This window comes from Pseudoxanthomonas sp. JBR18, from assembly GCF_028198165.1.
Lineage (GTDB): Bacteria > Pseudomonadota > Gammaproteobacteria > Xanthomonadales > Xanthomonadaceae > Pseudoxanthomonas_A.
In genome coordinates this window covers 113,766-137,231 of sequence record NZ_CP116339.1, presented here as the reverse complement: position 1 = coordinate 137,231, position 23,466 = coordinate 113,766, and the positions used below count along the sequence as shown (strand labels likewise).

18 protein-coding genes and 5 tRNA genes are annotated in these 23,466 nt (G+C 66.3%); 8 read left to right on the top strand and 15 right to left on the bottom strand.

What is annotated here, in order from left to right:
- The first annotated feature begins 15 nt into the window (after positions 1–15).
- Positions 16–1,602: a M20/M25/M40 family metallo-hydrolase gene (locus tag PJ250_RS00820; protein ID WP_271648472.1), complete on the top strand. Its 1,587-nt coding sequence runs from the start codon at positions 16–18 to the stop codon at positions 1,600–1,602.
- Positions 1,603–1,903: 301 nt separating this feature from the next.
- Here the strand turns inward: PJ250_RS00820 and PJ250_RS00815 are convergent, their stop codons facing one another.
- From PJ250_RS00815 to PJ250_RS00780, 8 genes are all read right to left on the bottom strand, one after another.
- Complete coding sequence (locus PJ250_RS00815; RefSeq protein WP_271646666.1) at positions 1,904–2,455, bottom strand: phosphatase PAP2 family protein; 552 nt, start codon at positions 2,453–2,455, stop codon at positions 1,904–1,906.
- Positions 2,433–3,581 carry a glycosyltransferase family 4 protein gene (locus tag PJ250_RS00810; RefSeq protein ID WP_271646665.1) on the bottom strand — a complete coding sequence of 383 codons (1,149 nt, stop codon included), beginning with the start codon at positions 3,579–3,581 and terminating at the stop codon, positions 2,433–2,435. Before PJ250_RS00810 ends, PJ250_RS00815 begins: the two co-directional genes overlap by 23 nt.
- An 81-nt stretch (positions 3,582–3,662) precedes the next feature.
- Positions 3,663–4,916 (bottom strand): sensor domain-containing phosphodiesterase, encoded by a 1,254-nt coding sequence (locus PJ250_RS00805; protein ID WP_271646664.1) that lies wholly within the window; start codon positions 4,914–4,916, stop codon positions 3,663–3,665.
- 171 nt (positions 4,917–5,087) lie between these two features.
- Positions 5,088–6,620 (bottom strand): exopolyphosphatase, encoded by a 1,533-nt coding sequence (gene ppx, locus PJ250_RS00800; RefSeq protein WP_271646663.1) that lies wholly within the window; start codon positions 6,618–6,620, stop codon positions 5,088–5,090.
- A 71-nt stretch (positions 6,621–6,691) separates the two neighbouring features.
- Positions 6,692–8,773, bottom strand: a complete 2,082-nt coding sequence (gene ppk1 / locus PJ250_RS00795; protein ID WP_271646662.1) for a polyphosphate kinase 1 — start codon at positions 8,771–8,773, stop codon at positions 6,692–6,694.
- A complete protein-coding gene (gene phoR, locus PJ250_RS00790) occupies positions 8,770–10,104 on the bottom strand; it encodes a phosphate regulon sensor histidine kinase PhoR (RefSeq protein WP_271646661.1) in 1,335 nt (444 codons plus the stop codon). Before phoR ends, ppk1 begins: the two co-directional genes overlap by 4 nt.
- Positions 10,105–10,232: 128 nt before the next feature.
- Complete coding sequence (gene phoB / locus PJ250_RS00785; protein ID WP_271646660.1) at positions 10,233–10,922, bottom strand: phosphate regulon transcriptional regulator PhoB; 690 nt, start codon at positions 10,920–10,922, stop codon at positions 10,233–10,235.
- 93 nt (positions 10,923–11,015) lie between these two features.
- Positions 11,016–12,659, bottom strand: coding sequence for a M48 family metalloprotease (locus tag PJ250_RS00780; protein ID WP_271646659.1), 1,644 nt, complete (start codon positions 12,657–12,659; stop codon positions 11,016–11,018).
- A gap of 167 nt (positions 12,660–12,826) precedes the next feature.
- Between PJ250_RS00780 and grxC the strand changes: the two genes are divergently transcribed.
- The 3 genes from grxC to PJ250_RS00765 all read left to right on the top strand — a co-directional run bounded on the left by grxC (position 12,827) and on the right by PJ250_RS00765 (position 14,748).
- Positions 12,827–13,090, top strand: a complete 264-nt coding sequence (gene grxC / locus PJ250_RS00775; RefSeq protein WP_271646657.1) for a glutaredoxin 3 — start codon at positions 12,827–12,829, stop codon at positions 13,088–13,090.
- 25 nt (positions 13,091–13,115) lie between these two features.
- A complete protein-coding gene (locus tag PJ250_RS00770; RefSeq protein ID WP_271646656.1) occupies positions 13,116–13,502 on the top strand; it encodes a carboxymuconolactone decarboxylase family protein in 387 nt (128 codons plus the stop codon).
- A 238-nt stretch (positions 13,503–13,740) separates the two neighbouring features.
- Positions 13,741–14,748 (top strand): isocitrate dehydrogenase, encoded by a 1,008-nt coding sequence (locus PJ250_RS00765; protein WP_271646655.1) that lies wholly within the window; start codon positions 13,741–13,743, stop codon positions 14,746–14,748.
- A 159-nt stretch (positions 14,749–14,907) separates the two neighbouring features.
- Here the strand turns inward: PJ250_RS00765 and PJ250_RS00760 are convergent, their stop codons facing one another.
- The 7 genes from PJ250_RS00760 to PJ250_RS00730 form a co-directional block, all read right to left on the bottom strand.
- A complete protein-coding gene (locus tag PJ250_RS00760; RefSeq protein WP_271648471.1) occupies positions 14,908–15,681 on the bottom strand; it encodes a Bax inhibitor-1/YccA family protein in 774 nt (257 codons plus the stop codon).
- 34 nt (positions 15,682–15,715) lie between these two features.
- Positions 15,716–15,801: transfer RNA gene (locus tag PJ250_RS00755), tRNA-Leu, on the bottom strand.
- Between the two features lie 125 nt (positions 15,802–15,926).
- Positions 15,927–16,244 (bottom strand): carboxypeptidase-like regulatory domain-containing protein, encoded by a 318-nt coding sequence (locus tag PJ250_RS00750; RefSeq protein ID WP_271646654.1) that lies wholly within the window; start codon positions 16,242–16,244, stop codon positions 15,927–15,929.
- Positions 16,245–16,433: 189 nt separating this feature from the next.
- A tRNA-Lys gene (locus PJ250_RS00745) sits at positions 16,434–16,509 on the bottom strand.
- Between the two features lie 74 nt (positions 16,510–16,583).
- Positions 16,584–16,660, bottom strand: a tRNA-His gene (locus tag PJ250_RS00740).
- Positions 16,661–16,697: 37 nt separating this feature from the next.
- Positions 16,698–16,774: transfer RNA gene (locus tag PJ250_RS00735), tRNA-Arg, on the bottom strand.
- A gap of 47 nt (positions 16,775–16,821) precedes the next feature.
- Positions 16,822–16,898: transfer RNA gene (locus tag PJ250_RS00730), tRNA-Pro, on the bottom strand.
- A gap of 249 nt (positions 16,899–17,147) precedes the next feature.
- On the opposite strand from PJ250_RS00730, the gene tig reads away from it, so the two are divergent.
- From tig to lon, 4 genes are all read left to right on the top strand, one after another.
- A complete protein-coding gene (gene tig, locus PJ250_RS00725; protein ID WP_271646652.1) occupies positions 17,148–18,440 on the top strand; it encodes a trigger factor in 1,293 nt (430 codons plus the stop codon).
- Positions 18,441–18,561: 121 nt separating this feature from the next.
- Positions 18,562–19,188: an ATP-dependent Clp endopeptidase proteolytic subunit ClpP gene (clpP, locus tag PJ250_RS00720; RefSeq protein WP_271646651.1), complete on the top strand. Its 627-nt coding sequence runs from the start codon at positions 18,562–18,564 to the stop codon at positions 19,186–19,188.
- 243 nt (positions 19,189–19,431) lie between these two features.
- Positions 19,432–20,718 (top strand): ATP-dependent Clp protease ATP-binding subunit ClpX, encoded by a 1,287-nt coding sequence (gene clpX, locus PJ250_RS00715; RefSeq protein WP_271646650.1) that lies wholly within the window; start codon positions 19,432–19,434, stop codon positions 20,716–20,718.
- Between the two features lie 144 nt (positions 20,719–20,862).
- On the top strand, positions 20,863–23,307 hold the full coding sequence (gene lon, locus PJ250_RS00710; protein ID WP_271646648.1) for an endopeptidase La: 2,445 nt from the start codon (positions 20,863–20,865) through the stop codon (positions 23,305–23,307).
- The last annotated feature ends 159 nt before the right edge of the window (positions 23,308–23,466 follow it).

Sequence of the window (23,466 nt, the reverse complement as noted above, 5' to 3'; positions counted from 1 at the left end):
CAGGACATGACGCGGATGCAGTGGGGTGCGCTGGTAATAGGATTGGGCCTGGCGCTATCGGCGCAGGCCGAGGAAGCGGTCGACCTGGCGATGGTCGGCAAGATCCGGCAGGAGGCCTTTCATCGCTCGCAGGTGGGCGACACGCTGGAGCACCTGACCGAGCAGATCGGTCCGCGGCTGACCAACTCGCCCAACATGGCCAAGGCCAATACGTGGACCAAGCAGAAGTTCACCGAGTGGGGATTGAGCAACGTCCACGACGAGGCCTTCGCCGACTTCGGCCGTGGCTGGGAGTTTGCCAACGCCAGCGTCGAACTGCTCAGCCCGCGCACGGCACCGCTGCATGCCGTGCCCAAGGCCTGGACGCCGGGCACCAACGGCCCGGTCGAAGGCGAGGCCATCGCGCTCAAGATCAAGACCAAGGGCGACCTGGACCAGTACAAGGGCAAGCTGCGCGGCAAGATCGTGCTGCTGAGCCAGGCGCGCGACTACAAGCCGGATACCGAGGCGGCCTCCAAGCGCTACGACGAAGCCGGCCTGACCGAACTGCTGGATTTCGCCATCCCCGCACCCAAGGACCCGGCCGCCCGCGACAAGCGCCTGAAGGACTACCTCGAACGCACCGAACTGGCCAAGGCCACCAACCAGTTCCTGATCGATGAGGGCGCTCTCGCCGCGTTGAGCATCAGCGGTTGGGACGACGGCATCCTGCGCGTCGGTGGCGGCGGTTCGCGCAAGGCCGGCGAGTCGGTCGGCGTGCCCGAACTGGTGGTCGCCGCCGAGCACTACAATCCGCTGCTGCGCGCCCTGGACCGCAAGGAGACCGTGCGCCTGCGGGTGAACTCGGATGCGCGCTTCACCAGCGACGCCAACGACCCCGGCTACAACACCATTGCCGAGCTCAAGGGCAGCGGCAAGGCCGACGAGGTGGTGATGCTGGGCGCGCACATGGATTCCTGGCACGCCGGCACGGGCGCTTCGGACAATGGCGCCGGCGTGGCGGTGATGATGGAGGCCATGCGCATCCTCAAGGCGGTCGGCGCTCGGCCCAAGCGCACCATCCGCGTGGCGCTGTGGAGTGGCGAGGAGCAGGGCCTGGTCGGTTCGATGGATTACGTGGCGCGCCACTTCGCCCGTTACCCGGAGCCGACCGATCCGGCGCAGAAGGAACTGCCGGCCTACTACCGAGAGCCCACCGGCGCGCTGCAGAAGACCAAGGAGTGGAACACGCTCTCGGCGTACTTCAACCTGGACAACGGCTCGGGCAAGATCCGTGGCGTCTATGCGCAGGAGAACCAGGCGGTGATGCCGATCTTCGAGGCTTGGCTGAAGCCGTTCAACGACGTGGGCGCGACCATCGTCACCAGCCGCAACACCGGCAGCACCGACCACATCGCGTTCGACCGCGTCGGCCTGCCGGGCTTCCAGTTCGTGCAGGACCGGCTGGACTACGGCACACAGGTGCATCACAGCGATCTGGACACCTACGACCACGCCTCCATCGCCGACCTGCAGCAGGCCGCGGCCATCGTGGCGACCTTCGTCTACCAGGCCGCCATGCGCGATGACAAGCTCCCGCGCAAGGACGTGCTGGAAGACTGACGCCTCCGTAGAGCGGAGCTTGCTCCGCTGGGGCTTTCCTCACGAAACGAACCAAGCGCAGCGGAGCAAGCTCCGCTCTACGGCGATGCGCTTGTTTCAGCCCAGCAGGCTGACGCCCGGCACAGCCCAGATCGCCAGGGCGGCCAGCGAGGTGCCGATGATCGAGACAGCCAGCGCGTCGCTGAGAAAGTGCAGGCCTTCAACGCTCTGTAGAGCGGAGCTCGCTCCGCCGAGCGGGGGCTTCCCGCTGACCGAATCAAGCGCAGCGGAGCGAGCTCCGCTCTACAGCGATGTGCTTGTTTCAGCCCAGCAGGCTGACGCCGGGCACCGCCCAGATTGCCAGGGCCGCCAACGAAGTGCCGATGATGGAAGCAGCCAGCACGTCGCTGGGAAAGTGCAGGCCCAGCACCACGCGCGAGGTCGCCACGCAGGCGGTGAATGGCACCAGCAGCGGCGCCAGCGCCGGATAGTGCGCCAGCGCCACCAGGGTGAAGGCCACCGCATGCAGCGTATGCCCGGACGGAAAAGAGAATTCGTCCAGCGGCGCCACCCAGGCCTGGATGCGCACGTCCGAGGCGAATGGCCGTGGGCGCCGGGTCCAGCGCTTCAGGCCCTTGTAGAGCAGCAGCGCGACCGCGCCGGTGGCCGCCAGGTGCGCGGCGGCAGCCAGGCCGTGCCAGCCGTCGAACACGATCAGCGCGCCCATCAGCACATACCAGAACACCCCATCGCCCAGGCGGCTGATGAGGGCGAAGAAGCGGCGCACGTCCTGGCGCCGGCCAAAACGGTTGGCGAACAGGCAGACGCCTGCTTCGCGGGGGAGGTTCAACTCACGCGGGGACGACGTGCGCATGGGGCCTCCGTTGACGCGCCAGACGGGACAGCAGGACATCGAAATCGGCGGCCACCTGGGCCGGTTGCAGGGCCTGGACCGCCTGGTGCGCGGCCGCGCCCATGGCTTTCCAGCGTGCGGGCTGTGCGCCCAGCGCGCAGACGGCTGTCACGAAGGCCTCGTCATCGCCCACCGCCGCGCCGTGCAGGCCGCTGCGCAGGTGTTCGCGCGCCGCGCCCGAGTCGAAGGCCACCGTGGTCAGGCCGCTGGCCATCGCTTCCAGGGTCACGTTGCCGAAGGTCTCGCTGCGGCTGGGGAAGACGAACAGGTCGGCGCTGGCGTAGTGCCGGGCCAGCGCCTCTCCGCGCTGCATGCCCGCGAAGATGAAATCCGGGTGCGCGGCCTCCAGCGCCGCGCGCTCCGGGCCATCGCCGACCCACACCATCCGCGCCTGCGGGCGATCGCGCTGCAGGGAACGGAAGCTGCGCACCGCCAATTCCAGGTTCTTCTCCGCGGCGATCCGGCCGACCGAGAGCACCACCGGTGCTTCGGGATGGGCGTTCCACTGGGTCCGTAGCGCCTCATCGCGGAAGTCGGGATGGAACTGGCGGGTGTCCACCGCGCGCGCCAGGCGGCGCACGTGATGGAAGCCCTGTTCCTCCAGCCACTGGCCCAGTTCCAGCGTCGGCACCAGCGTGGCATCGCCACCATTGTGGAAGCGGCGCATCCAGCGCAGGGCGGTCGGCCGCAGCCAGGGCATTCCGTAATCGTCCATGTAGTGATCGAAACGGGTATGGAAACCCGTGGCCGCTGGAATCCCCAGCTGCCGCGCCGCGCGCAGGGCCGACCAGCCCAGGGGGCCTTCCGTGGCCACGTAGATGGCATCCGGCGCGTGACGTGCGAAATGGGCCCGCAGTGCCTGCGGTGCGGGCAGGCCGAAGCGCAGTCCGGGATAGCGCGGCAGGCGGCCGCCGCGGACCAGTAGCGTGTCGGGACACGGCGGTGCGTCTTCATCGGCGGGCTGTCGCGGGCGCACCAGCGCCACCGCGTGGCCGCGCTGCCGCAGCCCTTCCTCCAGACCCTGCACGGTCAATGCAACGCCATTGATTTCGGGCGGATAGGTCTCTGTGACGATGGTGTAGCGCATGAGCGTCTCCCACGTTTGGCATAGCGTGGGCTGCGGCCGTGCACCCTGCATTGCAGCGGCGTGGCAGTTTGATGAAACGCGCTAGTTCAGCGACTTGCTGGCTCGCAGGGCCTGGAAGAGCGCATCGCGCGACAGTGGCTGGGAAAGGTGATAGCCCTGAACCTCGTCCACGCCCAGCACTTCCAGGGCGGCAAGCTCCTGGGCGGTTTCCACGCCTTCGGCCACGACATGGCTCCCGGTCTGGTGGCCGAAGCCGATCATCGCCGCGGCCAGCGCCTTGCGCGAGGGGTCGCTGTCGATGCTTCGGGTCAGGCTGATGTCCATCTTGATGATGTCCGGATGCAGCGTGAGGATGTGCCGCATGTTGGAGTAGCCGGCACCGGCATCGTCGACCGCGAAGCGCACCCCGGCCTGGCGCAGCTTCTGCACCGTGGCCTGCAGGGGGTGGTAATCGTCCACCAGGGCGTGCTCGGTGATCTCCATGACGATGCGGCCGGGCTGGATCACGTCCAGGTACTCCAACACGTCGCCGCTGACGAGCGTCTGCGGCGAGACATTGAGCGCCACATAGAAGCCACCCGGCACCGCACGCAGCCCATCGAGCGCGGTCAGCATCGCGTTGAGCTCCAGGCGCACGCCCAGGCCGATCTCGTTGGCTTCGTCGAACCATTTGTCCGGCGGACGGCGCGGCTCCATGTCGAAGCGGGACAGGCACTCCACGCCGGCGATGGTGTGATCGGACAGCCGGTAGATGGGCTGATAGACGATGCGCGGCTGTCCCATTTCCAGGACCGCGCTGATCCGCTCGACCTTGGCGCCATGGTCACGCACGGCAGCCAGGTCGCCCTCGACCTGGAAGGCCAACAACTGGGCGAACGCACGCATCATGTGCAGGTCGCGCTCATCCAGGCTCAGGTCCGGCTCGAAGCTGAAACAGCAGAAGGTCCCATAGACCCGACCGTCGCCCAGTACGATGGGGACGCTCAAGTGGGCGCCAATCGGGATCGCGCTGGTCTCGGGCAGGCAGGCGGCCGCCGGAACCTGCGCAGTATCCGGAATCAGCTGCGGGATGCGCCCTTCCACCACGCCCCGGCAGTAGCCCGACTCCATCGCCATGGTGTCACCGGCATGCAGCTGGAGGCGGCCGCTCTCGTTGATCACGTAGCGGAAGACGCGGTCGCGGGTGCCGAACTCGGAGACAAAGGCCACGTCCATGCGCAGGTGGTCGCGTACCGCGCGCAGGATCTGCTCGACGTTGCGGTCGACCGAGCTCGAGGCGCTCGCGACCTGCGCCATGACTTGCTGGATGAGTGCATCGGCATTCTGGCGGGCCATGCAATTCCCTGTGCGGCTTGGCGGCGCGGCGCGTGACCGGCATCGGCCATTCGCACGCTTTCCTTTCCTAGGACGTTAACACTGGCGCCATGGGGCCATGCAAGTCTTGGGGCAGTTGGTAAGCCGTGCTCTACAGGGACAGGGGGAGGCGGCAGGGTCCCTGAGGTCGGTTCAGGTCACGAAGGGCTTGAAGGTGACACCCAGGTCAGGCAGCGCGTCGGCCTCGCCGATCAGGTCGGCGCGCAGCAGCGGCCGGGCATCGATCCACGCCTTGTCCAGGGTCAGGCGCAGGTCATCGGCCGTGGCCTCCAGATCCAGCACGGGAATCTCGTCCTGGTCATGGGCGCGGTGCAGCAGCACGGCCAGGCGCAGCAGCACGGCGATATGCCGGGCCGCGGGAATGCGGCGGTCCGGCAGTGCGTCGAAGGCGGATTTCGGAATGCCGCGACGATGCGTGCGCACCAGCGCCGAGAGCATCAGCTGCTCCTGACGCGAGAAACCGGCGATGTCCGAGTGCTCCAGCAGGTAGGCACCGTGGATGTGGTACTGGCTGTGGGCGATGGCCAGGCCGATCTCGTGCAGTCGCGCGGCCCACGAGAGCAGGCGCCCGTCGTCCGGTTCCAACTGCCAGGCCGGTGCCACCTGCGCGAACAGGCGCGCGGCCGTGGCCGCCACGCGGCTGGCCTGGGCCTCGTCCACGCCGTAGCGGTGCATCATGCTGGCCACCGACTGCTCGCGTGGATCGTTGTCGCCGCGGCGGCCCAGCATGTCGTAGAGAATGCCTTCGCGCATGGCGGCTTTGCTCACAAGAACGCGTTCGATGCCCAGCGCCTGGAAGGCGGCCTCCATGACCAGCACCCCGCCGGCAATGATCGGCTGGCGATCCTTGCTCAGGCTGGGCAGGTCGATGTTCTCGATCTTTTCTGCCTGCAGGAGGCGCTCGCGCACCTGGGGCAGGGCCTCGGCGGTGATCGCGCCCTTGGTCAGCTTCATCGCCGCGCAGATGTCGCCGATGGCCTTGGCGGTACCCGACGAGCCAAGCGCTTCCTGCCAGCCCAAGCTCCGGTAAAGCGGGGCGAACTGCTGCAGCTCGGCGGTGATTTCCGTCAGGGCCGTATTCCAGCGCTTCTTGGTCAGCTTGCCGCCGGGAAAGAACCGCCGGGTGCTGGCGATGCAGCCGACTTGGATGCTCTCGCGCTCCAGGGTTTGCATGCCCGAGCCGATGATGAATTCGGTCGAGCCGCCGCCGATGTCGATGACCAGGCGCTTGCTGCCGGCCTTCGGCGGTTGCGCATTGCAGACGCCCAGATAGATCAGACGTGCTTCCTCGCGGCCGGAGACGACCTCGATGGCGTGACCCAGCGCGGCTTCGGCCGGGACCAGGAACTCCTGCGGCAGCGCCAGTCTGCGCACGGTGTTGGTCGCCAGGGCACGGACGCGGGCGTCGGGCAAATCGCGGATCCGCTGGCCGAAACGCGACAGGCATTCCATGGCGCGGGCGTGGGCCTCGGCCGACAGGCCGCCGCGGTGATCCAGACCGTCGGCCATGCGCACGGTCTCGCGCAGGCGGTCGATCACGCGCAACTGGCCCTGGGTGTAGCGGGCCACGATCATATGGAAGCTGTTGGACCCCAGGTCCACGGCTGCCAACTGGTCGTTGTCCTGCAGCGGCTGGGAGAAGGTCTGGGGGAGGGTGAATGGCATGGCGCGCAATGGTAGCCGAAGCCACATTCACCTTTCATGGTGCCCGCCGCGCGGCGGGCGATGACGCAGGGTCAGACCTTGGCCAGCAGCGTGCCCTGGGCCGAGTGCGGGGCCTGGTCCTGCGCCGGCGAACACTTGTGGTATTCCCCGTCCGCGTCCAGTTCCCAGGCGTTGCAGTTGTCGTCCAGATAGTTCTGCAGATGATCGCGGAACACCCGCGCGGCCAGGCGCGCGTCCAGGATCGGGAAGCAGGTTTCCACCCGGTGCAACAGATTGCGCTCCAGCCAGTCCGCGCTGGCACAGTACAGCTCCGGGTCGCCGTCGTTGCCGAACCAGTACACGCGGCTGTGCTCCAGGAACCGTCCCACGATCGAGCGCACGCGGATGTTCTCCGAGATCCCCGGCACGCCCGGGCGCACCGTGCAGGCACCGCGCACGATCAGGTCGATCTGCACGCCCTCCTGCGAGGCCGCGTACAGGGCCCGGATCACCCGGACCTCGTTGATGGCGTTGACCTTGATGATGATGCGCGCCGGCCGACCCTCACGGGCCAGGCGCGCCTCGCGCTCGATCTTCTTGATCACCCCCGGATGCAGGGTGAAAGGCGACTGCAACAGGCACTTGAGCTTGGTCGTGGGCGCCAGTCCGGAGAGTTGCTGGAACAGCAGGTGCACGTCGTTGCCGATGTCCGGGTTGGCCGTGATCAGGCCCAGATCGGTGTAGGCGCGCGCGGTGCCGGCGTGATAGTTGCCGGTGCCCAGGTGCACGTAGCGGCGCAGCTTCTTGCCCTCGCGGCGGACGATGAGCAGCATCTTGGCGTGGGTCTTGAAGCCGACCACGCCATAGACCACCTGCACGCCGGCTTCCTGCAGCTTGTCGGCCAGGCCCAGGTTGGCCTCCTCGTCGAAACGCGCGCGCAGTTCGACCACCACCGTGACGTCCTTGCCGTTGCGCGCGGCGATCACCAGGGCATCGACGATGGCCGAGTCCTTGCCGGTGCGATAGAGCGTCTGCTTGATGGCCAGCACGTTGGGATCGGTGGCCGCCTGCTTGAGCAGTTCCAGCACCGGGGTGAAGGCATCGAAGGGGTGGCTGAGCAGCACGTCGCCGTCGGCGACGGTCTCGAACATGGCATCGCCGTCGCGCAGCGTGCGCGGGGTGAAGGCCGGATACTTCAACTCGGGGCGCTGGACCAGGTCATAGACCTGGCTGACCCGGTTGAGATTGACCGCGCCATTGATGCGATACACCGCGTTTTCGGTCAGGCCGAAGTTCTCCAGCAGCGTGCCGACGATGGCCTTGGGGCAGTCGTGGGCAATCTCCAGGCGCACCGCGGGCCGGTAGCCGCGCCCGGCCAGCTCGTCGCGCAGGGCCAGGGCCAGGTTCTCCACTTCCTCCTCGTCGACCACCAGCTCTGAGTTGCGGGTCACCCGGAACTGATAGGCGCCCTTGACCTCCATGCCGGGGAACAGGTCGTCCACGAAGGCAGACAGCACGCTGGAGAGCAGCACGAAGTCGTGCTCGCCGCCGGAGATGCGCTGCGGCAGCTGGATGATGCGCGACAGCGAACGCGGCGCACGCACGATCGCCAGGTGCCCGGCCCGACCGAAGGCATCCTTGCCCTTGAGCACCACCACGATGTTGAGCGACTTGTTGAGGATCTTGGGGAACGGATGCGACGGGTCCAGGCCCAGGGGCGAGAGCACCGGCATGATCTCGTTGCGGAAGTAGGCGCGCAGCCAGCGCTTCTGCCGGGCGTTCCACACCAATTGACTCAGCACGCGCACGCCGGCCTGGTCCAGGGCCGGGCGCAGGACCTGGTTCCAGCAGGTGTATTGGGCGTCGACGAGCTGCGCCGCGCGGTCGTGGATGCGCGTCAGGACCGTGGCCGGACTCAGCCCATCCGGTCCGGCCGGCAGCCCGAAATCCTGCGCATGCCGCACGGTGGCCGCGCGGATCTCGAAGAACTCGTCCAGGTTGGTGCAGCTGATGCACAGGAAGCGCAACCGCTCGAGCAACGGGACCGATGGATCCTGTGCCTGGGCCAGGACGCGGAAGTTGAAGTCCAGCTGCGACAGCTCGCGGTTGAAGTACAGGGCACTGTCGCGCAGCGGATCGGCGGTCTCGGCGGGCAGTTCGGTGGCGGCATTCATGCGGTCTGACTCTCTTGAAGCGGGAAGGCCCCCTCGCGGGGATGCACGCGCTCGGGACCGAAGTGGACCGAGAAAGTACTGCCCTGGCCGACCGCGCTGTCGATCTCCAGCCGGGCCTGGTGCAGGTTCAGCACGTGCTTGACGATGGAGAGCCCAAGCCCGGTGCCACCGCTTTCGCGCGAGCGGCTGGTGGAGACCCGGTAGAAGCGCTCGGTGATGCGCGGCAGGTGCGATTCGGGGATGCCGTAGCCGGTATCGCGCACGCTCAGCACCGCGCCTTGACCCTCGCGGGCCAGGGCGATGGTGATGGTGCCGCCCACCGGGGTGTAGCGCACCGCGTTGCTGACCAGGTTGGAGAAGGCGCTGTGCAGCTCCTTGTTCGATCCCCACAGGTCGATGTCGCCGCAGTCTTCCATCACGATGGTCTGCCGGCGCTGGCTGAGGGCTTCGGCCTCCCGGCGCAGGGTGGACATCATCGAGGCCATGCCGATGTTCTCGTGCGGCAGGCTGTCCTGCACCTCGAGGCGTGAAAGGGTGAGCAGGTCTTCCACCAGCTGGGTCATGCGGTTGGACTGCTTCTGCATCTCTTCCAGGATCGGCTTCCACTCCGGCACCTCGTCGGTGTCGAGCATGTCCAGGTAGCCATGAACCACGGTCAGCGGGGTGCGCAGTTCGTGGGAGACATTGGCCACGAAGTCCCGGCGCATTTCCTCCAGGCGCAGCAGCTTGCTGACGTCGCGTGCCACCAGCAGCCAGTACTGGTCCGAATAGGGGATCAGGCGGATGTTCAGACGCAGCGCGGCATTGGCCGGTGAAACGGCGTCGAGCATCGGCTCGGCGTTGCGCCCGCCACTGAGCCAGTGCGACATCGGCAACGGCTGCAGGCGCTCGCCGACCGGCGCGCCCAAATCGACCGGATGGCGTAGCCCCAGCAGCACGGTCGCGGCCTTGTTGAACCACAGCACGCGCTGGGTGTCGCGGTCGATGACCACCACCGCGTCGGGCAGGGCGGCGGCCGCGGCGCGGTAGGCGCGCAGCATGGACAGCAGACGGCGCTTGCGGGTGCGCATGTCGGCCTGGCCGCGGTGCAGCAGGCGGTCCAGTTCGTTCCAGACGCCATCCCCACGCGGCGGCTTCAGACGTTCGCGGGCCGTCAGGCGGCGCAGGACCACGCGCAGGTGCCAGAACTGCCAGGCAACGACGCCCAGCGCGCCCAGCGCCAGGACAGGCCAGAACGCACCGACGAGCCAGCCGACGACTGCGGCGATGAGCAGGAGGGTGGCGAGGCGGAACAGGGTGCGGTTCCAGGCCGAGCGCAGGTGCAGAGGCATGAGGCGATTGTGTCAGAGCTGTTGCCGAGCGTAATGCGTCGGTCGTGGCAGGCATGCGGCGGCGCGGCGACCGCCTGGCGACAGGCATGTGACCGTCGCGTGTTGCCAGGCCGCGGGTGGGGCGCTGCTCAGGTGGAGACCGAGAACCGGTAACCGGAGCCACGCACGGTCTGGACCATGTTGTCCGCGCCATGCGGTTCGAGGGTCTTGCGCAGGCGGCGGATATGCACGTCCACGGTGCGCTCCTCCACGTACACGCTGCCGCCCCAGACGTGATCCAGCAGCTGGGTCCGGCTGTAGACGCGCTCGGGATGGGTCATGAAGAAGTGCAGCAGGCGGTACTCGGTGGGGCCGATCGGCACCGGCGTGTCCTCGGCGAACACGCGATGGGCGGCGCCGTCGATGCGCAGGGTGCCCACCGAAATGCTGCCGTCTTCCTCGTCCTCGCGGGTGCGGCGCATCACCGCGCGGATGCGCGCCAGCAGCTCGCGCGAGGAGAACGGCTTGACCACGTAGTCGTCCACGCCGGCTTCCAGCCCGCCCACGCGATCGTTCTCCTCGCCACGGGCGGTGAGCATGATGATGGGGATCTCGCGGGTCAGGGCGTCCTTGCGCCAGCGCCGGGCCAGGTCCAGGCCGCTGGTGCCCGGGAGCATCCAGTCCAGCAGGATCAAATCGGGGACCTTGTCGGCGATGGCGCCCTGCGCCTCGCGGGCGTCGCCGGCGTGGACCGGTTCGAATTCACCCTTGCGCAGGGCAAAGGCGACCATGTCGCGGATGGCCGGTTCGTCGTCGACGATCAGGATGCGTTTCTGCACGGAATTTCGCCAAGCCGGTGGGATCGGCACCAGTAGACGACAATTTTATGACTCGATTGTGACAGTGGGGCCGGCCCGGGCGCCGTGGCCGGATCAGCGATTGCGATCCAGGTCCGGATCGCGGATGCCGGCATCGCGCAGTTCAAGGACCTCGGGCGTGATCGCGGCGATGCGCGCGTCGACCCGGGCGCGGTCGTAATAATCGAGTGTTTCGCGTCGCTTGAGGTTCTGCAGCTGGGTCAGGGCCTGCTCCGGGCGCCCGTTCAGGTAGGCGACCTGGGCGTACGCCTCTCCGGCCTTGGCGCTGTCGCCAGCCAGTTCGCAGGCGCGGGCGTAGGCCTGCTGGAAGATCGGATCGTCGTCCGCGCCCCCCAGCAGCGGCTGCAGGATCGCCTGCGCCTGCTTGCCGCCAGCCGCGGTGCCCTGCGCATTGAGTGCCTGCGCGTAGGTCAGGGCGATCGGTCGGCTGTCCGGGCGGTGCTTGCGCAGCGCCTCGAAGCGCTGTTTGGCCGCCGCCATGTCTCCGTTGCGTGCCTGTGCCTCGGCCAGCGCCAGGCCCAGCCATACGTTGTCAGGATCGGCCTTGAGCAACGCGGCGAAATGCGTGGCGGCGCTCAGTGTGTCGTTGCTGCGCAGCTCGGCCAGGGCCAGGCCATATTGCTGCGGGGCGGTCAGCTCGCCGGTACTGCGGCGGATGCCTTCGTATTCGCGCACCGCATCGCCCGGGGTGTTGGCGCTGAGGACGCGCAGGCGCTCGTGCGCCCAGGCGAACAGCCCGGTCGCACCAGCCTGAAAACTGCTCTCCGGCAGCGAGACCTGGAACGGCAGCAGGGGATTGGTGCTGGGCATGCCTGCCGCGTAGTTGCCTTCGCGCGGGCTGGATTCGGTGATCTTGCCGCCGGGGGTGGTCACGGTGGTGATCACGTTCTGCTCGCGCTCGATGCGTTCGGCGCGGTCGTGGGCTTCGCTGATGCGGGTGGTCGTCACCGGGTGGGTCTGCAGGTAGTCGGGCACCTGCTCGCGTTCGCCCCCCCGGTTGGCGCGCATGACCTGTTGCATGCGGGCAAAGAAGTCGGCCATCGCCTCCGGGTCGTAACCGGCCCGGGCCAGGGTGCGGATGCCCAGACGGTCGGCTTCGGATTCGTTGGAGCGCGTGTAGTCGATCTGGCGCTGCTGCATCAGCCCCAGGCCGCTGAAGATGGCGGCCTGGGAGGCATCCCCGCTGGAATTTCCTCCCGCTGCCTGGGCCGCGACGATCGCCCCGAGCATGCCCAGCAGGATGGGAATCTGATCGCGCTGCGCGCGTTCGACGCCGCGCAGGACGTGTTGTTGGGTGACATGGGCGATCTCGTGTGAGAGCACCGCAGCGACCTCGTCCTCGCGCGTTGCGGTCAACACCAGTCCAGAGTTGACTGCGATATAGCCGCCGAGGGTGGCGAAGGCGTTGATCTGACGGTCGCGCAGCATGAAAAAGGTGAACGGCTGCTGCGGGCGGTCGCTGTTGGTGGCGAGCTTCTGGCCGACCTTGTCGAGCCAGTCGTCGATCAGCGGATCGTCCAGCAGGTAGCCGTAGTTGCGCAGCTCGCGCAGCGTCATCGCGCCGTACTCGCGCTGCCGGGTCGGCGTGAGCAGCTCGCCGGCGGACGAGCCGATGTCGGGCAGCCGCTCGGTCTGGGCGCGGCTGATCGGCGCGGCGACCAGCAGGGTGAGGGCGGTGGCCAGCAGGGTCAGGCGCACAGGCAGGCTCGGTGAGTGGCGATAAGCGCAGTGGCGCAGGATGCGGGCCCTGGGTGCCCGACGCGTGAATCAGTGGTTAATCCGCTGCGTTGCATGTCTGTCTCTGGTTTCCCGCCTCCATGCCACCATGATGCCTGTCTGACCATCAACCGGGCGGAGAATTCCCCATGAGCACACCCGAGATCACCATCTACTCCACCGCCATCTGTCCGTACTGCGTGGCGGCCAAGAACTTCCTCAAGTCCAAGGGCCAGACCTGGACCGAAGTGCGCATCGATACCGACCCGGCCGAGCGGGAGAAGATGATGGCCAAGACCCGCCGCACCAGCGTGCCGCAGATCTTCATTGGCGAGACCCACGTCGGCGGCTACGACGACATGATGGCGCTGCACCGCGCCGGTGGGCTGGAACCGCTGCTGGCTGGCGCCTGAGTCGATCACCGATTGGAGTTGCACCATGTCAGAGAACGAAGCCGATCGCGTCCAGGCCTTCACCGAATTCCGGCAGCGCATGAATCAGCGCATCCTGGCCGAGCCCAACCAGGTCGTCCGTCGCTTCTTCGCGCTGGATACGCAGACCTACCAGGCGGGCGCGCTGGACGTGAAGACCAAGGAACTCCTGGGTCTGGTGGCCTCGATGGTCCTGCGCTGTGACGACTGCATCAGCTACCACGTGGCCCAGTGCAAGGACGCCGGCGTGACCCGCGAGGAGTTCTTCGAGACCTTCTCCGTGGGGCTGGTCGTCGGCGGGTCCATCGTGATTCCGCACCTGCGCCGCGCAGTGGATTTCCTGGACCAGCTCGAAGGCGGGGCGGCCGCGCCGCAAGCGCACGCGCACGATTGATCCGCGCAAACCGGGCGGTTTCAGGTATGTATGGATGATGCATACCTGAATTCGCGTACTCGCGTTTTATGTGAATTTTTTCCGAAATTTGGGTTTCTTATCCGCTTTTTAGGGGATCTTTGCGGTTTTCCGCTGCGTTCCGGTTTTGGGGCGATCACTTCAGGTCGGGCATACTGAGGGAACTGAATCTCTTTCCCGCGCATGCCCCACCGGCTTGCGCCCCAGTCTGGAACTCCTCATGACGCAAACCATCACGGTCATCCGCGGCGACGGTATCGGCCCGGAAATCATGGACGCCACCCTGTACGTGCTCGACGCACTCAAGGCGGGCCTGACCTACGAAGACGCCGAAGCCGGCCTGGTCGCCCTGGAAAAGCATGGCGACCTGCTGCCCGCGCAGACCCTGGCCTCGATCGAGAAGAACAAGGTCGCGCTGAAGAGCCCGCTGACCACGCCGGTGGGCGAAGGCTTCACCTCGATCAACGTGACCATGCGCCGGCATTTCGACCTGTACGCCAACGTGCGCCCGGCGATTTCCTTCCCCAACACCAAGTCGCGCTTCGGCGCGGGTGTGGATCTGATCACGGTGCGCGAGAACACCGAGGGTGCCTACCTGAGCGAGGGCCAGGAAGTCTCGGCTGACGGCGAGACTGCGATCTCGATGACCCGGGTGACCCGCAAGGGCTCCGAGCGCATCGTGCGCTACGCCTTCGACCTGGCCCGCGCCGCCGGCCGCAAGAAGGTGACCCTGGTGCACAAGGCGAACATCATCAAGTCGACCTCGGGTCTGTTCCTGAAGGTCGGGCGCGAGGTGGCCAAGGACTATCCGGACATCGAGTGCAACGAGATGATCGTGGACAACACCTGCATGCAGCTGGTGATGCGTCCGGAGCAGTTCGACATCATCGTGACCACCAACCTGTTCGGCGACATCCTCTCGGACCTGTGCGCCGGTCTGGTCGGCGGCCTGGGCCTGGCGCCGGGCGCCAACATCGGCACCAATGCGGCGATCTTCGAGGCCGTACACGGCTCGGCGCCGGACATCGCCGGCCAGGGCAAGGCCAATCCCTGCGCGCTGCTGCTCGCCGCCGCGCAGATGCTTGACCACATCGGCCAGCCGGACAACGCAACGCGCCTGCGCAACGCCATCGTGGCTACGCTGGAAGCCAAGGATTCGGTCACCCCGGATCTGGGTGGCACCGGCAACACCATGGGCTTCGCCAAGGCGATCGCCAGCCGTCTGTAAGGGCGCGAACACCGGTCCACAAAAAAGGGCGCCATCGGCGCCCTTTTTTGATGGGAGTGCTGGCTCTTGCGTAGCGCCGAGCTTGCTCGGCGGCTCTCCGCTCAGGCCGTCGGGAAAGCCCAGCGGAGCAAGCTCCGCTCTACACCGCGTACGCGCCGGTCAGTTGCGGGACTGCAGCTTGGACAGCAGACGCAGGAACTCCACGTACAGCCAGACCAGGGTGACCATCAGTCCGAAGGCGCCGTACCACTCCATGTACTTCGGCGCGCCGGCGTCGACGCCGGACTCGATGAAATCAAAGTCCAGCACCAGGTTGAGGGCGGCGACCACCACCACGACCAGGCTGAAGCCAATCCCGATCACGCCCGAGCCATGGATGTAGGAGACGTTCATGCCGAACATCTGCATCACCATCGACACCAGGTACACCAGCGCGATGCCGCCGGTGGCCGCGACCACGCCCAGCTTGAAGTTCTCGGTCGGCTTGATCAGGCCGCTGCGGTAGGCCATCAACAGCGCGAACAGCGTGCCGAAGGTCAACAGCACCGCCTGGAAGACGATGCCGTGGAAGCGCATTTCGTACATCGCCGAGATCGAGCCGAGGAAGAAGCCCTCGACCAGCGCATACAGCGGCGCGGTCACCGGTGACCAGGTCTTCTTGAAGGTGGTGATCAGCGCAAGGATGAGGCCGCCGATCGCGCCGCCAATCATGTAGATGCCTGCGCCGGCCGCCGGGGCCATTTCGCCGTTGGGAAGGGCGATGGTCGACTGATGCCATGCGAACGCAGCGGTCAGCAGGCTGAGGAGCAACAGGAAGCCGGTCTTGTTGACCGTGCCGTTGAGCGTCATCACGCCGCCATCTCGGGTCACGACCCGGCCCGATCCAAGATCGAGGAAGGTGGACTGTTTCAGGGCGGGATTGCCACTGCGGATCATTGCGCCTCCTGGGCTGCCATTCCTTTGTTGATGGTGCGAAAGGGGGGACTCGAACCCCCACGGGGGTTACCCGCTGGAACCTAAATCCAGTGCGTCTACCAATTCCGCCACTTTCGCAAGGTTGTGCGCATTCTACCTCTCCGCCGTCACGGCGCGCGCTGACGATTCTGATCGCCAGCAAGCGATCTCCCCACGGATCGCGCAGGGGAGCGGGTGGGCGCTCTGTGCGGTCCCGGAGGCGCTCAGCGCCTCGGGTCGTCGGCCTTTGCCGGCAGTGTCACCGTCGTCACGCGCCCGGCCAGGACCGGTGCGCCGCGAGGCTGTGAGAGGGCACTTCCGCGCGCAACGCGGTATTGCCCTGGGGCGAGGTCGTGCGCCTCGAAGCGGCCCTCGTGGTCGGCGACGACGCCGACGATGGCGTTGGTCGATTCGCTGACGATGATGATCTGCTCGTCGGGTGCGGCCTGGCCGCGGATCGTGCCGGTGTCCTGGCTGGCATGGCCGTGAAAGCTCGCGGCCAAGAGGGCAGCGCCAAGGACGAGCGAAAGGCGAGGCGGCATGGCGTCATCTCGGGAAGGGAAAGAGCTTTTTGGATGTGCCGAAGGTGCGGAAGGTTTACACGTCCGTTGGCGCTCGCGCACGAGGTGCGCGTCCTCGCCCTGTCCCGCGACGCAGGGTCGTCGGACTTCCTTGCAGATTCAGCGCATAAGAAAACAGCCATCCGGTTTGCACCGGATGGCTGTCTTGTTTGGTGGGCCGTCAAGGATTCGAACCTTGGACCTATTGATTAAGAGTCAACTGCTCTACCAACTGAGCTAACGGCCCCGAAAACTGGTCGCGCAGTATACGCGATGATTCCGGTTCTGCAACACCCTTTCGGAGCGAAATGGTGCGGAAAGTGGGGTGGCTGAGGGGACTCGAACCCCCGACATCTGGAATCACAATCCAGTACTCTAACCAACTGAGCTACAGCCACCACTGAAAACCGCATCCAGCCCTGTGCGCCGATGCATTGGCGCGCCCGACAGGAATCGAACCTGTAACCGCCGGCTTAGAAGGCCGGTGCTCTATCCAGTTGAGCTACGGGCGCCCGGCTGGAAATGCATCCGGGCCCATCTTGCTGGCCCTTGCTGAGGATGGTCGGGGTAGAGGGATTCGAACCCCCGACATCCTGCTCCCAAAGCAGGCGCGCTACCAGACTGCGCTATACCCCGGAAACTTCAGTGGGCCGGCGACTTGCCGGTGCCTTGCCGGCGACCAGCGCCGGAAAGGACGCGTATTGTCTGGACGCGGAGGGTGCCTGTCAACGAAAACCGCACCCTCGGTGGTCAAACCGCGCCCGATCGGCGAAACTAGCGCGTTCGGCAAGGGCGCTGACCGCTTCAAACGGCCGAGCCCGCCGCCATCCCTTTCTCAACGATAACCCGTGGTCCTGCGAGGCCACGGTTGCAGGAGCCAGTGACATGACCGTTTCCGTCGAATCGACCGGCAGCCTTGGGCGCCGCATGAGTTTCACTCTGCCGGCCGAGCGCCTGGACACCCATATCGGTGGCCGCCTGCGCGAGCTGAGCCAGACCGTGCGCCTGAAGGGCTTCCGTCCTGGCAAGGTGCCGGCCAAGGTGATCGAGCAGCGTTTCGGCAAGCAGGTGCGCGCCGAGGCGCTCGACGGCCTGCTGCGCGAGACCTTCGACTCGGCCGTGCGCGAGCAGGCTTTGCAGCTGGCCGGAAACCCGCGCCTGGAGCCGGCAGGCGAGGGTGAGCTGGAGTGGGTGGCGACCTTCGAGGTGGTGCCGGACTTCGGTGAGATCGACGTGTCCAAGCTGAGCGTGGTGCGCCACACCGCCGAGGTGACCGACGCCGATATCGATCAGATGATCGAGAACCTGCGCCTGCAGCGCCGCACCTTCCAGCCGGTCGAACGCGGCGCGGCCGAGGGTGATCGCGTCGCGCTGGAGACCTGGTCGCAGGCCGGCGACGAGCGCCTGCCGGCCGAAGGTGCCGAGACCGGGGCCACCCTGATCGGTTCGGGCGTGATGTTCGCCGACATCGAGCAGGCGCTGGTCGGCATGGCCAAGGGCGAAGAAAAAGAAATCACGGTCCAGTTTCCCGCCGACTGGCGGGTGCCGCAGCTGGCCGGCAAGAGTGTGCAGGTGCACCTGAAGGTCACCGACGTGTCCGAATCCGTGCTGCCGCCGGTGGACAAGGAGTTCATCAAGAGCTTCGGCGTGAAGGGTGGCAACGAAGAGCAGTTCCGGGCCGACATCCGCACCAACCTGGAGCGCGAGCTGAAGGGCGCGCTGGCCAATCGCCTGCGCCGCGAAGTCGGCGAGCAGCTGATCGCGGCCTACGCCTCGGTCGAGATGCCCGAGCGCCTGGTCGAGAACGAAGCCCGCGCCATGCTGGCCCAGCAGGTCGAGCAGGCCCGTCGCCAGGGCCAGAACGTGCAGCCGCCGGAAGGTGCGCACCAGGGTTTCATGGATGCCGCCCGCAAGCGCGTCCTGGTCGGCCTGCTGGTGGGCGAGGTCGCCCGTCGCAACGAGCTGCGCCTGGATCCCAAGCGCGTCCAGGAAACCATGCGCCTGATCGCCTCCACCTACGAGGAGCCCGAGCAGGTCATTGAGTTGTACCGCAACGATCCCCAGATGATGTCCGGGCTGCAGGCCCGGGTGATGGAAGAGCAGGTGATCGACTGGATTGCCGAGCGTGCCCAGCACACCGAGCAGGCGCTGTCCTTCCAGGACGCCATCCGGCAGTAACGGCGCTTGGTTTCGCCGTCGGTCCGGCCGCCATGGGCGGCAGGACCGACAGTTGAGGCGGGATCCGGCAATTTCCACGCACGACCCGTGCGGATCCAACAACAAGAAGGTGCCTCACCCCATGGATAACCTGACCAAAGCCCTGAACCTTGTGCCGATGGTGGTCGAGCAGACCAGCCGCGGCGAGCGCGCCTACGACATCTATTCCCGCCTGCTCAAGGAGCGCGTGATCTTCCTGGTCGGGCCCGTGGATGACCACGTGGCCAACGTGATCGTGGCGCAGATGCTGTTCCTCGAGGCGGAAAACCCTGAGAAGGACATCAGCTTCTACATCAACTCGCCCGGTGGCGTGGTCACCGCCGGCATGGCCATCTACGACACCATGCAGTACATCAAGCCGGACGTGAGCACGATCTGCGTCGGCCAGGCCGCCTCGATGGGCGCGCTGCTGCTGGCGGCCGGTGCGGCCGGCAAGCGGTACGCGCTGCCCAATTCGCGCGTGATGATCCATCAGCCGCTGGGCGGCTTCCAGGGCCAGGCCACGGACATCGACATTCATGCCCGCGAAATCCTGACCCTGCGCCACCGTCTGAACGAGATCCTGGCCAAGCACACCGGCCAGTCGCTTGAGACCATCGCCCGGGACACCGAGCGCGACAACTTCAAGAGCGCCGCCGATTCCAAGGCCTATGGTCTGGTGGACGAGGTGCTGGAGCGCCGTCCTGACGAATCGATCCAGTCCGCCTGATCGGGGCTGTTCCGCCTCGCGGCACACGAGGCCAGCGCGCGCCGGGAGATCATCCCCGGCGCGTTGCGTTTGCGGGGTGTCCGGCCCCCACGGCGCGCCGCGGCCCGGGAATTGCATCTGGATTTCTGCGTTCCGCAGTTCTCCTTTGTTCCCGGCAGCCCCGGCGCGGCACCTGCGCCAAACCGGTGCTATTCTCGAAATCGAATGCCCCCGCGGGGGCCGTAGTGAGTGGGTAAACCAAGCATGAGCGAAGACCGTCAAGGCCGTTCCAGCGACAGCACCAAGATCCTGTACTGCTCGTTCTGCGGCAAAAGCCAGCACGAAGTCCGCAAACTGATCGCGGGCCCCAGCGTGTTCATCTGTGATGAGTGCGTGGAGCTGTGCAACGACATCATCCGCGAGGAGCTGGAGGAGAAGGCCCAGTCGGCGCGCAGCTCGCTGCCCAAGCCGCGCGAGATCCTCGAGGTCCTCGACCAGTACGTGATCGGCCAGCAACGCGCCAAGCGCACGCTCGCGGTGGCCGTCTACAACCATTACAAGCGCATCGAAAGCCGGCAGAAGAGCGACGATGTCGAGTTGGCCAAGTCCAACATCCTGCTGGCCGGGCCGACCGGTTCGGGCAAGACGCTGCTGGCCGAGACGCTGGCGCGCCTGCTCAACGTGCCGTTCACCATCGCCGATGCCACCACGCTGACCGAGGCCGGCTACGTCGGCGAGGACGTGGAGAACATCATCCAGAAGCTGCTGCAGAAGTGCGACTACGATGTCGACAAGGCGCAGCAGGGCATCGTCTACATCGACGAAATCGACAAGATCTCGCGCAAGAGCGAGAACCCGTCGATCACCCGTGATGTGTCCGGTGAGGGTGTGCAGCAGGCCCTGCTGAAGCTGATCGAGGGCACCGTGGCCAGCGTCCCGCCGCAGGGCGGCCGCAAGCATCCGCAGCAGGAATTCCTGCAGGTGGACACCAAGAACATCCTGTTCATCTGCGGTGGTGCCTTCGCCGGGCTGGACAAGATCATCCAGTCGCGCTCGACCGAGGCCAGCGGCATCGGCTTCGGCGCCAAGGTGAAGTCCTCGGAGAAGAAGCCGGAAATCGGCAAGGTCCTGTCCGAGGTCGAGCCCGAAGACCTGATCAAGTTTGGCCTGATTCCCGAGTTCGTCGGCCGCCTGCCCGTGGTCGCCACGCTGGAGGAACTGGACGAAGCGGCGCTGATCAAGATCCTGACCGAGCCCAAGAACGCCATCACCAAGCAGTTCAAGCGCCTGTTCGACATGGAGGGCGTGGAACTGGAGTTCCGTCCCGACGCCTTGTCCGCGATCGCCCGCAAGGCGCTCAAGCGCAAGACCGGCGCCCGTGGCCTGCGCACCATCGTCGAGTCAGTGTTGCTGGACACCATGTACGACCTGCCGTCGCTGGAAAACGTGGGCAAGGTGGTCGTGGACGAGTCGGTCATCGAGCACAAGTCAGAGCCGTATCTGATCTACCAGAACCCGCCGGCGCAGGCCAAGGTGGCCTCGGCCGAGTGATGTGCTAAGGAATTGATAAAAAAGGGGATTCAGATTCCCGCTTGCATCCCCCTGTCGATGGCCCCATAACGGGGCCATCGGCGTTTTTGCGACACCGTTTCGCTGTTGTCCAGGACCGCCCTCCCGCACTTCTTTGGAGCCCCCATGGCCCGTTCCGAACCCCAGATCCTGGACCTGCCCGTGCTGCCGCTGCGCGATGTGGTGGTGTTCCCCCACATGGTCATCCCGCTGTTTGTCGGGCGTGACAAGTCGATGCGCGCGCTGGAACAGGCGATGGCCGCCGACAAGCGCATCCTGCTCGTCGCCCAGAAGTCGGCCGAGACCGACGACCCGGCCGCCAACGACCTCTATCAGATCGGCACCCTGGCGCAGGTCCTGCAGCTGCTGAAGCTGCCGGACGGGACCATCAAGGTGCTGGTGGAAGGCGTGTCGCGCGTTGCGGTCAGCGAGATCGTCGATCGCGACAGCTCGCTCTACGGCCAGGGCGAGGAAATCGAGGTCGACGAGAACACCGAGTCGCGCGAGGTCGAGGCCGTCGCCCGCTCCTTGATGAGCCTGTTCGAGCAGTACGTCAAGACCAACCGCAAGCTGCCGCCGGAGCTGTTGCAGACGCTGGCCGGCATCGACGAGCCCGGGCGCCTGGCCGATACCATCGCCGCGCACCTGGGCGTTCGGCTCAGCGACAAGCAGAAGCTTCTGGAAACCATCCCGGTCGGCGAGCGGCTGGAGCTGCTGGTGGGCTTTGTCGATGGCGAGATCGATGTGCAGCAGCTGGAGAAGCGCATCCGCGGCCGGGTCAAGTCGCAGATGGAGAAATCCCAGCGCGAGTACTACCTCAACGAGCAGATGAAGGCGATCCAGAAGGAGTTGGGCGAGCTGGACGATGCGCCCAACGAGCTGGAGGACCTGGCCCGCAAGATCGCCGAGGCGGGCATGCCCAAGCCGGTGGAGACCAAGGCGCGCGCCGAGCTCAACAAGCTCAAGCAGATGTCGCCGATGTCGGCCGAGGCCGCGGTGGTGCGCAACTACCTGGACTGGCTGCTTGGCGTGCCGTGGAAGAAGCGCAGCAAGGTCCGCAAGGACCTCAAGGTGGCCCAGGAGACGCTGGACGCCGATCACTACGGCCTGGAGAAGGTCAAGGAGCGCATCCTTGAATATCTGGCGGTGCAGTCGCGCGTGAAGCAGATGAAGGGGCCGATTCTGTGCCTGGTCGGACCGCCGGGCGTGGGCAAGACCTCGCTGGGACAATCGATTGCCAAGGCGACCAATCGCAAGTTCGTGCGCATGGCCCTGGGTGGCGTGCGCGACGAGGCCGAGATCCGTGGCCACCGTCGTACCTACGTCGGCTCGATGCCGGGCCGCATCGTGCAGAACCTCAACAAGACCGGGACCAAGAACCCGCTCTTCGTGCTGGACGAGATCGACAAGATGTCGATGGATTTCCGCGGGGATCCGTCTTCGGCGCTGCTGGAGGTGCTCGATCCCGAGCAGAACCACACCTTCAACGACCACTACCTCGAAGTGGACATGGATCTGTCCGACGTGATGTTCGTGGCGACCTCCAATTCGCTGAACATTCCCGGGCCGCTGCTGGACCGCATGGAGGTCATTCGCATCCCCGGTTACACCGAGGAGGAGAAGCTCAACATCGCCCAGCGCTACCTGGTGCCCAAGCAGCTGAAGGCCAACGGGCTGAAGGCCGATGAGCTGAAGATCGAGGAAAGCGCAGTACGCGATATCGTGCGTTACTACACGCGCGAATCGGGCGTGCGCAACCTGGAGCGCGAGATCGCCAAGATCTGCCGCAAGGTGGTCAAGGAGATCGCGCTGGCAGGCCCGCAGCCGGAGAAGAAGAAGGGCAAGAAAGCCGTCGCCCGCGTCGTGGTCGACGAGAAGAACCTCGAGAAGTACCAGGGCGTGCGTCGCTTTGACTTCGGTCGTGCCGAAGAAGCCAATGAGATCGGCCTGGTGACCGGCCTGGCGTGGACGGAAGTCGGTGGCGACCTGCTGCAGATCGAAGTCACCCTGGTGCCCGGCAAGGGCGGCATGACCCTGACCGGCCAGTTGGGCGATGTGATGAAGGAGTCCGCATCGGCCGCGTTGTCGGTGGTGCGCGCGCGTGCCGAGAGCCTGGGGATCGATACCGATTTCCTGCAGAAGCAGGACGTGCACCTGCACGTGCCCGATGGCGCCACGCCGAAGGACGGCCCCAGCGCCGGCATCGCGATGGTGACCGCGCTGGTGTCCACCTTGACCCGCAACCCGGTCAAGGCCGAGGTAGCGATGACCGGCGAGATCACGCTGCGCGGCCGTGTCTCGGCCATCGGTGGGCTCAAGGAGAAGTTGTTGGCGGCCATGCGCGGTGGCATCACCACCGTGATCATCCCCGAGGAGAACCGCAAGGATCTGGCGGACATCCCCGAGGCGGTGACCAAGGGCATGAAGATCGTGCCGGTGAAGTGGATCGATGAGGTCCTCGACCTAGCTCTGGAGCGGCCGGTGGCGCCGGTCGGTGGCAGCGATGGCGGCAAGCAGGTCGATGTGCCGCAGCCACCCAAGCCCACTCCGGCACGTGATGTCAAGCATTGACCTGCTGCGGTTCATGAACCCCAAAACCCGCTGAAACCCGCGCCGTTATTGGGTTTTTTGGTTGCGATAGCGGGGGGCGGCTGGTATAAAAGCCGCACCCCGCGAGCGCCCTTGAGTTGGCACTCGACGCGGGATCCAACCGGCCCGCAGTGGCGCAAG

Coding starts and splice junctions, on each gene's coding strand:
- ppk1 (WP_271646662.1), bottom strand. CDS start 8,773: ATGAATGCCGCCACCGAACTGCCCGCCGAGACCGCCGATCCGCTGCGC.
- clpP (WP_271646651.1), top strand. CDS start 18,562: ATGGATAACCTGACCAAAGCCCTGAACCTTGTGCCGATGGTGGTCGAG.
- PJ250_RS00770 (WP_271646656.1), top strand. CDS start 13,116: ATGTCAGAGAACGAAGCCGATCGCGTCCAGGCCTTCACCGAATTCCGG.
- PJ250_RS00820 (WP_271648472.1), top strand. CDS start 16: ATGCAGTGGGGTGCGCTGGTAATAGGATTGGGCCTGGCGCTATCGGCG.
- PJ250_RS00765 (WP_271646655.1), top strand. CDS start 13,741: ATGACGCAAACCATCACGGTCATCCGCGGCGACGGTATCGGCCCGGAA.
- lon (WP_271646648.1), top strand. CDS start 20,863: ATGGCCCGTTCCGAACCCCAGATCCTGGACCTGCCCGTGCTGCCGCTG.
- phoR (WP_271646661.1), bottom strand. CDS start 10,104: ATGCCTCTGCACCTGCGCTCGGCCTGGAACCGCACCCTGTTCCGCCTC.
- clpX (WP_271646650.1), top strand. CDS start 19,432: ATGAGCGAAGACCGTCAAGGCCGTTCCAGCGACAGCACCAAGATCCTG.
- tig (WP_271646652.1), top strand. CDS start 17,148: ATGACCGTTTCCGTCGAATCGACCGGCAGCCTTGGGCGCCGCATGAGT.
- ppx (WP_271646663.1), bottom strand. CDS start 6,620: ATGCCATTCACCCTCCCCCAGACCTTCTCCCAGCCGCTGCAGGACAAC.
- PJ250_RS00815 (WP_271646666.1), bottom strand. CDS start 2,455: ATGCGCACGTCGTCCCCGCGTGAGTTGAACCTCCCCCGCGAAGCAGGC.
- PJ250_RS00810 (WP_271646665.1), bottom strand. CDS start 3,581: ATGCGCTACACCATCGTCACAGAGACCTATCCGCCCGAAATCAATGGC.
- PJ250_RS00750 (WP_271646654.1), bottom strand. CDS start 16,244: ATGCCGCCTCGCCTTTCGCTCGTCCTTGGCGCTGCCCTCTTGGCCGCG.
- PJ250_RS00805 (WP_271646664.1), bottom strand. CDS start 4,916: ATGGCCCGCCAGAATGCCGATGCACTCATCCAGCAAGTCATGGCGCAG.
- grxC (WP_271646657.1), top strand. CDS start 12,827: ATGAGCACACCCGAGATCACCATCTACTCCACCGCCATCTGTCCGTAC.